We start from the raw sequence: 14,126 nt of genomic DNA, 5'->3' as shown, positions 1-14,126 counted from the left end.
TCATGGTCGACATCTTCGCCCTTGCCCTGAGCCATGGCTTGCTGGCGCTGGTCGCCTGGCGCCTGCTGCTGCGTCCGGACCTCGATGTCGAGGCGGGGCAGGCAGAACGGCCGGCTAAGCGCGACAGCGGCAAGCAGGATGGTACCCGTCCGGTGCGGCGCAGGGTGGTCTGGCATCGCGGTTCCGAAGAGGCGGACGGCGATGCTTGATCTCGGCCTCACGGCTTTCCTCGCCTGCTTTCTGGCGCTCGGCTTCCGGCGGCCGTTCCTCTGGGTGCTGTGCTATCTCTATGTCGACATCGTCGCGCCCCAGCTCATTTCCTGGGGTATCCTTTCGCACATTCCGATCTCGCTCATGGCTTTCGCGGCGGCGTTCGGCGGCTGGCTGCTGTTCGACGACAAGCGCGACACGCGTTTTACCTTCCGGCAAGGCCTGCTGACGGCGCTGCTGATCTACTGCGCGGTCAGCACGTTGACGGCGGTCTATCCCGAGGCGGCACAGGAGAAGTGGGCCTGGGTGTGGAAGGCTTTAGTCTTCGCGATCTTCCTGCCGTTTACCCTACGCACGCGGCTCCGGATCGAGGCAGTGGCGCTGGTCATGGTGCTTTCGGCGAGTGCGTTGATTATCGACGGCGGCATCAAGACGGCGATGGGCGGCGGTGGCTATGGCTCCCTGCGCATCTTCGTGGAGAGCAACACCGGCCTGTTCGAAGGCTCGATCCTGTCGAGCGTCGCCATCGCGATCATCCCGCTGATTCTGTGGCTGGCGAAGCACGGCACGATCTTCCCGTCCGACTGGCGCGTGAAGCTGTTCGCCGCCGCGCTGATCTTTGCCTGCGCGCTGATTCCGGTGGGCACGCAGGCGCGTACCGGCCTTGTCTGCCTCGGCGTGCTGTGCCTGTTCTATCTGCGGACGGCGAAACACAAAGTGTTGATTGCCGGCGGCATGGCACTGGCCGTCACGCTGGCGGTGCCGTTCCTGCCGTCCTCGTTCCTCGCGCGGATGGGGACGATCGAGAACCATCAGGCCGACCAGTCCGCCAGCACGCGAATCGGCGTGTGGAAATGGACGTGGGACTATGTGAAGCAGCATCCGATGGGTGGCGGCTTCGTGGTCAACATCGCCAGCAAGGTGGCCTACGACACCGTCGCGACCAACACGGACGGTGGCAATACCACGATCACGCGGACGCGCGTGGTGGAGGAAGGCCGCGCATTCCATTCCAGCTACTTCGAGATGCTGGGCGAGCAGGGCTTCCCCGGCTTCGCGCTGTGGATCCTGCTGCAACTGACTGGCCTCGTGCAGATGGAACTGATTCGCCGCCGCTGGAAGCATCGTAAGGAACCCGAAGAGGCATGGGCCGCGCCGCTGGCCGTGGCGCTGCAACTCTCCCAGATCGTCTATCTGATCGGATCGCTGTTCGTGGGCATCGCTTTCCAGCCCTTCATCCTCATGCTGGTGGGCCTGCAATGCGGGCTGTGGAGCTACTTGCGCCGGATCGAACGAAGCGCCCCGACGATACGGCAAGGCAAAGTAACGATCCGGGCTGCAAAGTCGGGCCGGACCGGGCTTGCGAATCCGGTTACGCACCCCTCCGATATGGCGAAATCCCTATGATCCATTGCGGATCGAAGCATGGTTCGTCTTTTACGGCAAATTAACCTTTAACCTTCATTGCTCATATGGTTAATACACGGCAATGTCCGTTTAGACGGGGTTAGCGTCGGCGGATATGGGGCAAAAGGGGGGCAACCCAATGCGAGTGCTGTTGATCGAGGATGAACCAACTACGGCGCGGGCGATCGAGCTTATGCTCACGGCCGAAGGGTTCAACGTTTACTCTACCGACCTGGGCGAAGAAGGCCTGGATCTCGGCAAGCTCTACGATTACGACATCATCCTGCTCGACCTGAACCTGCCCGACATGCACGGGTACGATGTGCTCAAGAAGCTGCGCGTCGCCAAGGTGCAGACGCCGGTTCTGATCCTCTCGGGCATTTCTGAGATGGATTCCAAGGTTCGCTCGTTCGGCTTCGGCGCCGACGACTATGTGACCAAGCCGTTCCACCGCGAAGAACTGATTGCGCGTATCCACGCCGTGGTTCGCCGCTCGAAGGGCCATTCACAGTCGGTCATCCGTACCGGCAAGCTGGTCGTGAACCTCGACGCCAAGACCGTTGAGGTCGATGGCGCCCGCGTGCACCTGACCGGCAAGGAATATGCGATGCTGGAGCTGCTCTCGCTGCGCAAGGGCACCACGCTGACCAAGGAAATGTTCCTCAACCACCTTTACGGCGGCATGGACGAGCCCGAGCTGAAGATCATCGACGTCTTCATCTGCAAGCTCCGCAAGAAGCTTGCCCATGCCTGCGGCGGCGCCAACTATATCGAAACCGTCTGGGGCCGCGGCTACGTGCTGCGCGATCCGGACGAACTGGCCGAAGTCGCCTGATCCTATCCGGCCCGATCCTGTCGGGCTGAGACGCGAGTTCCCCTCGCATGAGTGAAAACGGCCTGCCTCTTGGGGCAGGCCGTTTTTCGTCGTCTTGGCGCCTCGCGAAATTGGACCCATGATTCGAGAAATTCTGGACGTTTTCAAAGGACCAATTCCCGTCGGAAATCGGTGACCGTGCCGACAGGAAGGTTATAGGTCCGTCATGAAGTCCGTTCCGCGTTCGCCCTGGATCGTCCTGCACCGCTATCTGGGATTGGCGGCGATCCCGTTCCTGTTCATCGCGGCCATTACGGGTTCGGTGCTGTGCTTCGTCCGTCCGATCGACGCCTGGCTCAATGCGGACCTGTTTCGCCAGCCGGTTGCGGTTGCGCACCCGCCTGAGGTGGTGGGGATGATGGACCGTTTCGCGCAGGCGCATCCGGAATGGATCGTGCGCGGATTTCCGATTGCGGTGCCGGGCGATTTGCGGATTCCGGTGAAAGTGGACCGCGCGGTGGGCGGGGAAGGGCCTGCGGTGGACCAGATCTTCCTCGATCGCGCGACAGGGGCGATTGCCGGTGGCCGCTCGACCGAGGCAGCCTTCAATCGGCGCGGCATGGCCGAATGGCTGGTCGCTTTCCATTCGAAGCTGGTGCTGGGAACAGGGGGGCGCTGGCTGATGGGGCTCGTGGCGATTGCCTGGCTCGTGGGCCATCTGATCGGCTTCTATCTGTCGTTTCCGCTCAGGAAGCCGTTCTGGAAGGGCTGGAAGAAAAGCTGGAAAGTCAGCTTCCGGTCGCTGCTGCCCAAGTTCATGCATGATTGGCATCAGGCGAGCGCGCTCTGGCTTTTCGTGCCGCTTACCGTGCTGGCGCTGACATCGATTGGCTTCAACTTCTTCTCGGAAGCCTATGCTCCGGCGGTGGAGGCGCTCTTCGCGAAAGACAAGCCCGATGCGGCCAAGACGCTGCCGCAGGGGACGGGCACGGCGCCCATGACATTCGCCGATGCCGTTGCCTCCGCCCGAGCCGAGGCGCTACGAACCCATGTAAGCTGGCAGCCGGCAACCGTGCTGACCGATCCGAAGGAGGGCACGGTCGGCGTGACCATGACCGACGATGGCCGGCTCAATTACCACGGGCTCGGCCCGATCTATTACTACTTCGACCGGAAGAGCGGCGTGCTCGTCAAGACGCTCGATCCCTATCACGGCGATAGCGAACTGGCCGGTTACCGCCTGCTCTACCCGCTGCACAGCGGCCGCGTCGGCGGCAATCTGACGATCCTGCTGGTCTTCCTTTCGGGACTGGCCACGGCGGGGCTCTGCGTGACCGGCGTCTATGTCTGGTGGAAGAAGCGCCAGTCGCGCGTGGCGGCCCGCAAGGCGCAGGCGAAACGGGCTGCGGCGATGGTGGGAACCGGCCGGGTCATCCAAGCCGAGCGTTGACCTTCCGCGGCGTTGGTGCCACTGCGCCGCGCCATGACGGCTCACAAATCCGGCGATCCGACCACGCTCAACCGCCTCTATGGCCGCGCCAAGGGCAAACCCCTGCGCGCGGGTCAGCAGGCGCTGGTCGACAACCTGCTGCCGCGGATCGCGGTCCCGCTCGAAGGTCCGGTCACGGCCGAGGGCCTGTTCGGGCGCGATTGCGCGCTGCATTTCGAGATCGGCTTCGGCGGTGGCGAGCACATGGCGCAGCGCGCCGACATGCTGCCCGATCACGGCTTCATCGGCTGCGAACCCTTCGTCAACGGCGTCGCCCAGGCACTTACGCATGTGGCCGGTGACAATGGCGCGCATCCGCCGATCGGCAATGTTCGCATCCATCACGGCGACGCGTTGGAAGTGCTGGCGCGCATTCCGGACGGCTCGCTCTCGTTCCTCTATCTGCTGCACCCGGACCCCTGGCCCAAGGCGCGCCACGCCAAGCGGCGCATGATGAACGACGGCCCGGTGGACATGTTCGCGGCCAAGCTCAAGCCGGGCGGAGAGTTCCGCTTCGGCACCGACCACGCGGTCTATCTGCGCCATGCGCTGATGGTGATGGAGCGCCACACCGACCAGTTCGAATGGCTCTGCGACAAGCCCGCAGACTTTCAGAACCGCCCGAGCGGCTGGCCGGAGACCCGCTACGAAGCCAAGGCGCGTGCGGTTTACGGCCATGAAGTCTGGTATTTCCGCTATCGACGCAAGTGAGGGAACGCGGGTTCGGTCCCACGGGAGTTGCGGGCAGCCGCGTGCGCCACTAAAGCGCGCCGATGACCAATTCTCCCAGTTCCTCCCGGCGTACTTTCGCGATCATCTCGCACCCGGACGCCGGTAAGACCACGCTGACCGAAAAGCTGCTGTTGCAGGGCGGCGCCATTCACCTTGCCGGCGAAGTGAAAGCGCGCGGCCAGGCGCGCCGTGCGCGGTCGGACTGGATGAAAATCGAGCAACAGCGCGGCATCTCGGTCACCAGCTCGGTCATGACGTTCGAGAAGACGAGCCCTGACGGCAGTGTCATTACCTTCAACCTGCTCGACACGCCGGGCCACGAAGACTTCTCCGAAGACACCTACCGCACGCTGACGGCGGTCGATTCGGCGATCATGGTCATCGACGCGGCGAAGGGTATCGAGCCGCAGACGCGCAAGCTGTTCGAAGTCTGCCGCCTGCGGTCGGTGCCGATCATCACCTTCATCAACAAGGTCGACCGCGAGGGCCGTCCCTGTTTCGACCTGCTCGACGAAGTGGCCGACATGCTGGCGCTGGACGTCTGCCCGATGTCCTGGCCGGTCGGCATGGGCGGTCTGTTCGAGGGTATTCTCGACATTGCCAGCGGCCGGATCAGCCGCCCGCAGGGGCCGAGCAAGGAATTCCTCGGCCATGTCGACGAAGGCGCGACCCTGCCCGAGGCGGTGGCCGAAGAACTGGAACTGGCGCAGGCCGGCTATCCCGAATTCGATATCGACGCCTATCGTGGCGGCGACCTGACGCCGGTCTACTTTGGCTCGGCGCTCAAGAACTTCGGCGTTGCCGAGCTGATCGATGCGATTGCGAAGTTCGCGCCCCCGCCGCGCCCGCAGCCTTCGGAAGCCGGCACGATCGAGCCGGAGAACAAGGAAGTCACCGGCTTCATCTTCAAGGTGCAGGCCAACATGGACCCGATGCACCGCGACCGCATCGCCTTCATGCGGCTGGTATCGGGCACTTTCAAACGCGGCATGAAGCTGACGCCCTCGGGCCTCGGCAAGCCGATTGCGGTGCACTCGCCGATCCTGTTCTTCGCGCAGGACCGCGAGATTGCCGACAGCGCCGAGCCCGGCGACATCATCGGCATTCCGAATCACGGCACCTTGCGCGTGGGCGATACGCTGTCCGAGAAGAACGTGGTGCGCTTTACCGGCCTGCCCAACTTCGCGCCGGAAATCCTGCGCCGCGTCGCGCTCAAGGATCCGACCAAGACCAAGCAGCTGCGTAAGGCGCTGGACGACCTTTCGGAAGAAGGTGTGATCCAGGTCTTCTATCCGGAGATCGGCTCGCAGTGGATCGTCGGCGTGGTCGGCCAGCTCCAGCTCGACGTGCTGATCAGCCGGCTTGAGGCCGAATACAAGGTCGAGGCGATGCTGGAACCTTCGCCCTTCGATACCGCCCGCTGGATCAAGGGCAGCGATCAGGCGCTGCGCGAGTTCGCCGATTTCAACATGATGAACCTTGCGAAGGACCGTGACGGCGATCCGGTGTTCATGGCGCGTTCGGCCTGGGACGTGGGTTACCAGCAGGAACGCAATCCGGAACTGACCTTCAGCGCCACCAAGGAGCGCTGAGGGGGGAACAACTCCCGGGTCCTGCGGATTGGTTATTCCGCCAGCCTCGTCTTTGGCCACCTTGGCTTTGGCGAGGTGGGCGGCGTAAGCTAGTCGTTCGAAGACCCGTGGGGCCCGTTCCTTGCAGATCACATTCGCCAGCTACAACATTCACAAGGCTGTCGGTCTGGACCGACGGCGCGATCCCGAGCGCATCCTGACGGTCCTGCGCGAAATCGATGCCGATGTCGTGGCGTTGCAGGAAGTGGACCGCCGCTTTGGCCGGCGCATGGCGGCGCTGCCGCTCGAAGCCATCCATGCCGCCACCGACTATGTGCCCGTTCCGCTGTCGATGAAGCCCGACAGCCTCGGCTGGCATGGCAATGCGATTCTCGTGCGCAAGGGAATCGAACTGCGTGAGGCTGCGCCGGTACCGCTGCCGGTATTGGAACCGCGCGGCGCAATACGGGCCGATCTGGAGCTTGAGGGGCATCGCTTCCGCGTGGTCGGCATGCACCTCGACTTGTCCGGGCTACGGCGCCGGCTTCAGGTGCGCAGCGTGCTGGCGCATGTCGGCGGGTGCGACGGGCATGTCCCCACCGTGCTCATGGGCGATTTCAACGAATGGTCGATGCACGGCGGCTGTTTCCGCGAATTCGCGCGGCCCTGGCACGTTCTCTCGCCGGGCCGGAGCTTCCCTTCGCGGCGGCCGCTGGCGCAGCTGGACCGCATCATCGTGTCCAGCGAATGGGCAGTTCTGGGAACAAACGTCCATCACAGCCCGCTCTCGGCGACAGGATCTGACCATCTGCCGGTTTTTGCCACGCTGAGATTGCCTAAAAAATAGGCAGCTGCTCGGGAATCGGGCGGTGCACAATGCTGCAGTTGCGAGCGGTAGCTAAAAATCGCACCGATTCCCGCCCTTGAGTAAATTGGCACACCCCTTGCTTTGCTAATTGGCAGCCGGTGCTGGGGCCGGTGGCAAGCAGGGGATAGGCATGAAGTTCGTCATAGCCATCATCAAGCCCTTCAAGCTCGACGAAGTTCGGGAAGCGCTTGGCGCGATCGGCGTCGCGGGCATGACCGTTACCGAGGTCAAGGGCTTCGGCCGTCAGAAGGGCCAGACGGAAATCTATCGTGGGGCCGAGTATTCGACCAACATGCTCCCGAAGGTGAAGATCGAGGTCGCCGCGCCGGACGATCTGGCGCCGAAGATCGTGGAAACGATCCAGCAAGTCGCCAGCACCGAAGCCATTGGCGACGGCAAGATTTTCGTCCTCGATCTCGCTTCGGCGGTGCGCATCCGTACCGGCGAATCCGGCGATACCGCGCTTTGACCGGCGCTTCCGACAGGAGGGATTCCACGATGAACCGCAAGATTCTGTGCGGCGCCGGCGCTCTGGGAGCGTCGCTGTTCGCCGCCATGCCTGCCTGGGCCCAGGCTGCTGCCGCCGCCGCGGCACCGACCGTCAACAAGGGCGACACCGCCTGGATGATGACCTCGACCCTGCTCGTTCTGATGATGATCGTGCCGGGCCTTGCCTTGTTCTACGGCGGTCTGACCCGCTCGAAGAACATGCTTTCGACCATGACGCAGATCGGCGCCGTGGCCAGCCTTGCCATGCTGATCTGGGTGATCTGGGGCTACACGATGGCCTTCGGCGATGGCGGCAACGCCTTCATCGCGGGCTTCGGCAAGCTTTTCCTTGCCGGTGTCACGCCTGACAGCGTGTCGGCAACCTTCACCGCCGGCGTCGCGATCCCCGAATACGTGTTCATCTGCTTCCAGATGACCTTCGCGGCGATCACGGTCGCGCTCGTGCTCGGTTCGACCGTGGAGCGCATCAAGTTCTCGGCCGTGATGGTGTTCGGCGCCATCTGGCTGACGATCGTCTACTTCCCGATTGCGCACATGGTCTGGGGCAGCAATGGCTACTTCTTCGCCAAGGGCGCTCTCGACTTTGCGGGCGGTACCGTCGTTCACATCAACGCCGGTGTTTCGGCTCTCGTTGCGGCCCTGATCCTGGGCAAGCGCAAGGGCTATCCCACCGAGCCGATGCCGCCGCACTCGCTGACCCTCACCATGATCGGTACCGGTCTGCTGTGGGTGGGCTGGTTCGGGTTCAACGCCGGTTCGGCGCTTGAAGCCAACGGTTCGGCCGCACTGGCCATGATCAACACCTTCGTCGCCACCGCTTCTGCCGCCCTGTTCTGGATGCTTGCCGAGCGTCTCAGCGGCCACAAGGGTTCGGCCCTCGGCTTCTGCTCGGGCATCGTCGCCGGTCTCGTCGCGGTCACTCCGGCAGCCGGCAACTCGGGCCCGTTCGGCGCGATCGTGCTCGGCGCCGTCGCTTCGGTCGTCTGCTTCTTCGCCGTGAGCAAGCTCAAGCCCGCGCTTGGCTATGACGACGCGCTCGACGCTTTCGGTGTGCACGGCATTGGCGGCATGATCGGTGCGATTGGCACCGGCATCGTCTACTCGCCCGCTCTTGGCGGCCCCGGCAAGCCGGACTTCGACATGGTTCACCAGGTCATCGTCCAGCTTGAAACCGTCGGCACCACGATCGTTGTCGCCGCCATCGGCACCGCGATCGCGATCACCATCGCCAAGGCAGTCACCGGCCTGCGCGTCAGCCCCGAAGTCGAACAGGAAGGTCTCGACATCGGCGAGCATGGCGAGCGCGCCTACAACTAAGTTCAGAGTTTGGCGGCAGCGGGAACTTTCCTCTCTCCTCCTCCCCGTTGCCGCCTCCCGGTGTTCCTCCTGCGAACACAAACTCAAGGGCCGGAGCCAGCCGCTCCGGCCCATTTTTCTTTGTCGTCGGGATGGCTTTGTGTGATGGTGCGCACAGCATGCACCCGGCCAGGGAGATGGACGTGAAATACATCATCGCGATCATCAAGCCGTTCAAGTTCACCGAAGTGAAGGACGCTCTGGCCAGTGCCGGAGTCTCTGGGCTAACAGTATCGGAGGTGAGCGGTTTCGGCCGGCAGAAGGGCCAGACCGAGATCTATCGCGGCGCGGAGTATTCCTCCAGCCTGGTGCCCAAGATCAAGCTGGAGATCGCGGTGTCGGATGCTTTCGCCGATACGGTCGTGGAAATCATCGGCAAATGCGCGAGCACCGACGAGATCGGCGATGGCAAGATCTTCGTATTCGATCTGGCCGAGGTCCTGCGCGTGCGCACAGGAGAGCAGGGCGATATCGCCCTGTAGACACGTCCGGCAGGAAGCGGGTCAGCTGCCGGCGGCGAACATTTCGATCAATTGGCGAACGGGCGTGACATCGTAGCCGGCGGCTGCGGCTTTCGACGCGATTACGGCAGGATTGTCGCCCGCCTTTGCCCGGGCCAGAGCCCACAGCAGGGTCGAGCGGGTGCCCGAACGACAATAAGCCAGCACCGGACCGTCCACGCCATCCAGCGCTTCGATCATGGCATCGACTTGCGCCTGGCTGAAGCCGGCATGTGTAACCGGGATCGCCACGTAGTCGATGCCGGCGTCCCGCGCAGCGGCTTCGATATCGGGCCCCGGAACCTGATCGTCGCTTTCGCCTTCGGGGCGATTGTTGATGATTCGCACGATTCCGAGGGCCTTGGCCTCGGCAATGGCTTCGATCCCGATTTGCGGGCTGGCAAAGACGGTTTCGGAGACCTGGCGGAACATCATGAACTCTCCCTCGCGAAGGCGATCGGGAGGCGCCTGAGCCCGAAATTCCCCGGCGTCAAGAACATACTTTCGGGCAAGATACGAAGCGCCGACAATCGAAATGCGGCCTTTCGGTTACACGTCGGCAAATTCGCGCGTAATTGTGTTCGCCATGGGCATACGACTCGTGTATGACCCGACATTGCAGGGTGTAGGGAGAGTTGCGTCTCTTCCACTCGTCTGGCAGCCGGTACGGTTCGTCCACGTGCCCGGCTGAATGCTTTTTGTGGCGCAGCGAAGGTACGTTCGTAGACATGGGTTTTGACAGAGGTCGTCGCGGAAGGGGACGCGACAAGCGGGATCGGTTTGGAGAGGACGAGTTCGACCCGTTCTTTGCCGGACAAGATCGTTTCGGTGGCGGTGACCGTTTCGGCGGCGGCGGCGATCGCTTCGGCGGTGGTGACCGTTTCGGTGGCGGTGATAACGCTGGTGGTGGTCCCCGTGGTGGCGGCTTCGGCGGCCCGCGTGGCGGCGGCGGTGGTGGCTTCGGTGGTCCCCGCGGCGGCGGCGGTATGCCGGCTCAGGTCGTTGGCCAGGGCAAGGGCGTCGTCAAGTTCTTCAACGGAGCCAAGGGCTTCGGCTTCATCCAGCGTGACGAAGGCGGCGACGATGTGTTCGTGCACATCAGCGCAGTCGAACGCGCGGGCCTTGAAGGTCTTGCTGAAGGTCAGCAGCTGGAATTCCAGCTTGTGGACCGTGGTGGCAAGATCTCGGCAAGCGATCTCGTGGTCATTGGCGACGTGATTGCGGTTGAGAAGCGCGAGCCCGCGCCGCAGCGTCAGCTGACCGGCGAGAAGGCCAGCGGCACTGTCAAGTTCTTCAACTCCATGAAGGGCTTCGGCTTCATCACTCGCGACGATGGCCAGCCTGATGCCTTTGTGCACATCAGCGCGGTCGAGCGTTCGGGCCTGTCGGGCCTCAACGAAGGTGATCGCGTGGAGTTCGACATCGAGGTCGATCGACGAGGCAAGTACTCGGCGGTCAACCTGGCGGCGCTCCAGGGCTGATCAAGCCTGCAAATCCTCCGGTGGGTTAATCGGAGGACTGCACAAGTATCGCAGCGCTCAAATGGCGGTCCGCATAGGGCCGCCATTTGTCGTTTGCCGATTCCAGATATTTTTCGCTTCACTGATTTATTTCGAGGAATAACGTCATGTCGATCACTCCGCTGATGCCTGTGTACCCCCGGTGCGGCGTTCGGCCCGTTCGCGGCGAACACTGCCATCTCATCAGTGAAGACGGTCGCCGATTCCTCGATTTCGCAAGCGGCATTGCGGTCAATCTGCTCGGTCATTCGCACCCCGGCCTCGTCGGTGCGATTCAGAAGCAGGCCGAGACACTGATGCATGTTTCCAATCTCTACGGTAGCCCGCAGGGTGACGCGATCGCCAAGCGCCTGGTCGATCTGACCTTTGCCGACACTGTGTTCTTCACCAATTCGGGTGCGGAAGCCGTCGAGTGCGCGATCAAGACGGCGCGGGCTTACCACCAGCATGTCGGCAACGATGAGAAGTACGAGCTGATCACGTTCAACAACGCCTTCCACGGGCGGACGATGGCGACGATCAGCGCTTCCAACCAGGAAAAGATGCACAAGGGCTTCCTGCCCCTGCTGCCCGGTTTCAAGTACGTCGAATTCGATGATCTTGAGGCTGCCAAGGCCGCGATTGGCCCCAATACCGCAGGTTTCCTGGTCGAACCGATCCAGGGTGAAGGTGGTATCCGTATCGCGTCGCCCGAATTCCTCCAGGGCTTGCGCGCACTTTGCGACGAACATGACCTGATCCTGATTCTGGACGAAGTGCAGAGCGGCGTCGGTCGCGCAGGTACGCTTTATGCCTATGAGCAGTACGGCATCGTTCCCGACGTCCTGTCTACTGCCAAGGGCATCGGGGGCGGGTTCCCGGTTGGCGCCTGCCTCGCGACGGAAAAGGCCGCGCGCGGCATGGTTATCGGCGCCCACGGCTCGACTTACGGCGGCAATCCCTTCGCCATGGCGGCAATCGGCGCGGTGTTGGACGCTGTCGCCAACGAAGATTTCCTCGCCGATGTTCGCGGCAAGGGCGAGCGGCTGATGGCGCGCCTTGAGCAGTTCATCGGCAACTATCCTGAGCTGTTCGATTCGGTGCGCGGCCGGGGGCTGTTCATCGGCCTCAAGCTGAAGGTCGAACCGCGCGCTTTCGTCGCCCACATGCGCGACAATCACCAGTTGCTGACGGTCTCTGCCGGAGACAACGTGGTGCGCATCCTGCCGCCGCTGGTCATCGACGATAGCCACATGGACGAGTTCATGGAGAAGCTTTCCGCCGCTGCGGCCAGCTATCAGCCGGAAGAGGTTGCGTAATGGCACGCGATTTCCTCGGCCTCGGCGATGCGGGCGGCGATGTGGTCGCCGCGATGATCAACGATGCGATTGACCGCAAGGCGGCGCGCAAGGGCTGGCCCAAGGGCCGCCCGGATGCCGATGCCCCTCTGGCAGGCCATGTGCTGGCCATGATCTTCGAGAAGAATTCGACGCGTACCCGCGTTTCGTTCGACATGGCCATGCGGCAACTCGGTGGCAGTGCGCTGATCATGGAGGCAGGAAGCACCCAGATCGGCCGCGGTGAGACGATTGCCGACACCGCACGCGTGCTCAGCCGCATGGTCGATGCGATCATGATCCGCACCGACGATCACGCGAAGATCGAGGAACTGGCCCATTACGCCGATGTTCCGGTCATCAATGGCCTGACCGACCTTTCGCATCCCTGTCAGATCGTCGCGGACCTCCTGACCATCGTCGAACATGGGGCCTCGTTGCCGGGCCTTCAGATGGCCTGGCTGGGCGATGGCAACAATGTCGCCAACTCGCTGATCGAGGCGGCCGGCCTGATGAAGTTCACTATCCGCATCGGCGGCCCGGCAGGCTATGAGCCCGACGAAGCCTTCGTTGCCCGCGCACGTGCCGCCGGCGGCGAGGTCATTCTGACCAGCGATGCCGAAGAGGCCGTCGCAGGTGCGCAAGTCGTGGTCACCGATACCTGGGTCTCGATGGGGCAGGCCGGCGGTGAAAAGCACATTGCCGCCATGCAGCCCTATCAGGTCAATGCCGCGCTCATGGCCAAGGCTGCGCCGGGAGCGAAGTTCCTGCACTGCCTTCCCGCGCATCGCGGTGAGGAAGTGACGAACGAAGTGATCGACGGGCCGAATTCGGTCGTCTGGGACGAGGCGGAGAACCGCATCCACGCGCAGAAGTCGGTCCTGCTTTGGGCGCTGGGTAAGCTGTGAACGAAGACATCCTCATCCGAACCGACGATACCGGCTTCGATCGGGCGCTGGCTTTCACCGTCCCCTCGCGCAATGCGCGCGGGCGGGTCTTGAGGCTTGGCCCGGTGCTGGAGACGGTGCTTTCGGCACACGCCTATCCCAAGGTGGTCAAGCACGTTCTGGCCGAAGCACTTGTCCTGACGGCGCTGATGGGTTCGTTGCTCAAGGATGAGGATGCGCAGCTCACGTTTCAAGCGCAAGCCGAAGGCGGAGCCGTGGACTTGCTGGTCTGCGATTACCGCAATGGCGAGGTGCGTGGCTATCTGCGCCACGACCCGGATCTGGCCGAACGCCTTGAGGAGGACTGTTCGCTGGAGGCCATCTTCGGAAAGGGCTTCCTGGCAATCACCTTCGACCTTGCAGTTTCCGGCACGCGCTATCAGGGCGTCGTCCCGCTTGAAGGCGCTTCGCTGGCCCACGCCTGTGAGAGCTACTTCGCGCAATCCGAACAGGTGCCCACCCTGATCCGTATCTCAGTGCGTTCCAACGGACCGCGCTGCGTGGCGGGCGGGCTTCTTGTCCAACATCTTCCGGATGGGGAAGAGGGCAAGGAACGCCTGCATGCCAAGGACCAGCATCCCGATTGGGAGCATGTCGCGGTCATGGCGGGAAGCGTGCGGAGCGAGGAACTGGTCGATCCGGTGCTCAATCTGGAGCAGCTGGTCTGGCGCCTTTTCCATGAGGAAGACGAGGTTCGGGTCGAGCCGCTGCTCCTGCTCCAGCGCGGATGCCGCTGCACCGTGGAGTACTACCGGGAAATCCTCTCGCGCTTCCCCGAGAGCGAGCGTGTCGATATGCGCGACGAGACCGGCCAGATCCCGGTAGATTGCGCTTTTTGTTCGAAAATCCTGCATATCCCGGCCTGATCGACTCATACTCGCCGGTT

At 63.1% G+C, this 14,126-nt stretch carries 15 protein-coding genes; 14 read left to right on the top strand and 1 reads right to left on the bottom strand.

Going from position 1 to position 14,126, the window contains the following annotated elements:
- The first annotated feature begins 2 nt into the window (after window positions 1-2).
- From AC1VVK_RS09150 to AC1VVK_RS09105, 10 genes are all read left to right on the top strand, one after another.
- Window positions 3-209 carry a hypothetical protein gene (locus AC1VVK_RS09150; RefSeq protein ID WP_482902748.1) on the top strand — a complete coding sequence of 69 codons (207 nt, stop codon included), beginning with the start codon at window positions 3-5 and terminating at the stop codon, window positions 207-209.
- Window positions 202-1,617, top strand: a complete 1,416-nt coding sequence (locus tag AC1VVK_RS09145) for a putative O-glycosylation ligase, exosortase A system-associated (protein WP_482902747.1) — start codon at window positions 202-204, stop codon at window positions 1,615-1,617. The genes AC1VVK_RS09150 and AC1VVK_RS09145 overlap by 8 nt, the downstream gene beginning before the upstream one ends.
- A gap of 139 nt (window positions 1,618-1,756) precedes the next feature.
- Window positions 1,757-2,452: a response regulator transcription factor CtrA gene (ctrA, locus tag AC1VVK_RS09140; protein ID WP_132389726.1), complete on the top strand. Its 696-nt coding sequence runs from the start codon at window positions 1,757-1,759 to the stop codon at window positions 2,450-2,452.
- A gap of 205 nt (window positions 2,453-2,657) precedes the next feature.
- Window positions 2,658-3,881 (top strand): PepSY-associated TM helix domain-containing protein, encoded by a 1,224-nt coding sequence (locus tag AC1VVK_RS09135; protein WP_482902746.1) that lies wholly within the window; start codon window positions 2,658-2,660, stop codon window positions 3,879-3,881.
- A gap of 33 nt (window positions 3,882-3,914) precedes the next feature.
- Complete coding sequence (trmB, locus tag AC1VVK_RS09130; RefSeq protein WP_132389730.1) at window positions 3,915-4,631, top strand: tRNA (guanine(46)-N(7))-methyltransferase TrmB; 717 nt, start codon at window positions 3,915-3,917, stop codon at window positions 4,629-4,631.
- Window positions 4,632-4,693: 62 nt separating this feature from the next.
- A complete protein-coding gene (locus tag AC1VVK_RS09125) occupies window positions 4,694-6,244 on the top strand; it encodes a peptide chain release factor 3 (RefSeq protein ID WP_132389732.1) in 1,551 nt (516 codons plus the stop codon).
- A gap of 121 nt (window positions 6,245-6,365) precedes the next feature.
- The gene (locus AC1VVK_RS09120) at window positions 6,366-7,070 is read left to right on the top strand and encodes an endonuclease/exonuclease/phosphatase family protein (RefSeq protein ID WP_132389734.1); all 705 of its coding nucleotides are present in this window, start codon (window positions 6,366-6,368) and stop codon (window positions 7,068-7,070) included.
- Window positions 7,071-7,221: 151 nt separating this feature from the next.
- Window positions 7,222-7,560 (top strand): P-II family nitrogen regulator, encoded by a 339-nt coding sequence (locus AC1VVK_RS09115; protein ID WP_132389736.1) that lies wholly within the window; start codon window positions 7,222-7,224, stop codon window positions 7,558-7,560.
- 29 nt (window positions 7,561-7,589) lie between these two features.
- On the top strand, window positions 7,590-8,918 hold the full coding sequence (locus AC1VVK_RS09110) for an ammonium transporter (RefSeq protein WP_132389738.1): 1,329 nt from the start codon (window positions 7,590-7,592) through the stop codon (window positions 8,916-8,918).
- Window positions 8,919-9,100: 182 nt separating this feature from the next.
- Window positions 9,101-9,439 carry a P-II family nitrogen regulator gene (locus AC1VVK_RS09105; protein ID WP_482902745.1) on the top strand — a complete coding sequence of 113 codons (339 nt, stop codon included), beginning with the start codon at window positions 9,101-9,103 and terminating at the stop codon, window positions 9,437-9,439.
- 21 nt (window positions 9,440-9,460) lie between these two features.
- Here the strand turns inward: AC1VVK_RS09105 and AC1VVK_RS09100 are convergent, their stop codons facing one another.
- On the bottom strand, window positions 9,461-9,889 hold the full coding sequence (locus tag AC1VVK_RS09100) for a protein tyrosine phosphatase family protein (RefSeq protein WP_132390544.1): 429 nt from the start codon (window positions 9,887-9,889) through the stop codon (window positions 9,461-9,463).
- A 296-nt stretch (window positions 9,890-10,185) separates the two neighbouring features.
- Here AC1VVK_RS09100 and AC1VVK_RS09095 point away from each other — a divergent pair, with 296 nt between their 5' ends.
- From AC1VVK_RS09095 to hslO, 4 genes are all read left to right on the top strand, one after another.
- Window positions 10,186-10,938: a cold-shock protein gene (locus AC1VVK_RS09095; RefSeq protein ID WP_132390546.1), complete on the top strand. Its 753-nt coding sequence runs from the start codon at window positions 10,186-10,188 to the stop codon at window positions 10,936-10,938.
- A 146-nt stretch (window positions 10,939-11,084) separates the two neighbouring features.
- Window positions 11,085-12,275 carry an acetylornithine transaminase gene (locus AC1VVK_RS09090; protein WP_482902744.1) on the top strand — a complete coding sequence of 397 codons (1,191 nt, stop codon included), beginning with the start codon at window positions 11,085-11,087 and terminating at the stop codon, window positions 12,273-12,275.
- Window positions 12,275-13,201, top strand: coding sequence for an ornithine carbamoyltransferase (gene argF / locus AC1VVK_RS09085; protein ID WP_482902743.1), 927 nt, complete (start codon window positions 12,275-12,277; stop codon window positions 13,199-13,201). The genes AC1VVK_RS09090 and argF overlap by 1 nt, the downstream gene beginning before the upstream one ends.
- The gene (gene hslO, locus AC1VVK_RS09080) at window positions 13,198-14,106 is read left to right on the top strand and encodes an Hsp33 family molecular chaperone HslO (RefSeq protein ID WP_482902742.1); all 909 of its coding nucleotides are present in this window, start codon (window positions 13,198-13,200) and stop codon (window positions 14,104-14,106) included. Before argF ends, hslO begins: the two co-directional genes overlap by 4 nt.
- Window positions 14,107-14,126 lie beyond the last annotated feature (20 nt).

The sequence above is a fragment of the Novosphingobium sp. BL-S-32 genome (genome assembly GCF_056857055.1).
Note: the sequence above shows the minus strand (reverse complement) of the source record. Positions and strands in the feature narration are given on the sequence as shown.

What these genes read in the sequence shown, in the direction of transcription:
- trmB (WP_132389730.1), top strand. Translation starts at nt 3,915, where the DNA reads ATGACGGCTCACAAATCCGGCGATCCGACCACGCTCAACCGCCTCTAT.
- AC1VVK_RS09090 (WP_482902744.1), top strand. Translation starts at nt 11,085, where the DNA reads ATGTCGATCACTCCGCTGATGCCTGTGTACCCCCGGTGCGGCGTTCGG.
- AC1VVK_RS09125 (WP_132389732.1), top strand. Translation starts at nt 4,694, where the DNA reads ATGACCAATTCTCCCAGTTCCTCCCGGCGTACTTTCGCGATCATCTCG.
- AC1VVK_RS09115 (WP_132389736.1), top strand. Translation starts at nt 7,222, where the DNA reads ATGAAGTTCGTCATAGCCATCATCAAGCCCTTCAAGCTCGACGAAGTT.
- argF (WP_482902743.1), top strand. Translation starts at nt 12,275, where the DNA reads ATGGCACGCGATTTCCTCGGCCTCGGCGATGCGGGCGGCGATGTGGTC.
- AC1VVK_RS09100 (WP_132390544.1), bottom strand. Translation starts at nt 9,889, where the DNA reads ATGTTCCGCCAGGTCTCCGAAACCGTCTTTGCCAGCCCGCAAATCGGG.
- AC1VVK_RS09095 (WP_132390546.1), top strand. Translation starts at nt 10,186, where the DNA reads ATGGGTTTTGACAGAGGTCGTCGCGGAAGGGGACGCGACAAGCGGGAT.
- AC1VVK_RS09145 (WP_482902747.1), top strand. Translation starts at nt 202, where the DNA reads ATGCTTGATCTCGGCCTCACGGCTTTCCTCGCCTGCTTTCTGGCGCTC.
- AC1VVK_RS09150 (WP_482902748.1), top strand. Translation starts at nt 3, where the DNA reads ATGGTCGACATCTTCGCCCTTGCCCTGAGCCATGGCTTGCTGGCGCTG.
- AC1VVK_RS09110 (WP_132389738.1), top strand. Translation starts at nt 7,590, where the DNA reads ATGAACCGCAAGATTCTGTGCGGCGCCGGCGCTCTGGGAGCGTCGCTG.
- AC1VVK_RS09135 (WP_482902746.1), top strand. Translation starts at nt 2,658, where the DNA reads ATGAAGTCCGTTCCGCGTTCGCCCTGGATCGTCCTGCACCGCTATCTG.
- ctrA (WP_132389726.1), top strand. Translation starts at nt 1,757, where the DNA reads ATGCGAGTGCTGTTGATCGAGGATGAACCAACTACGGCGCGGGCGATC.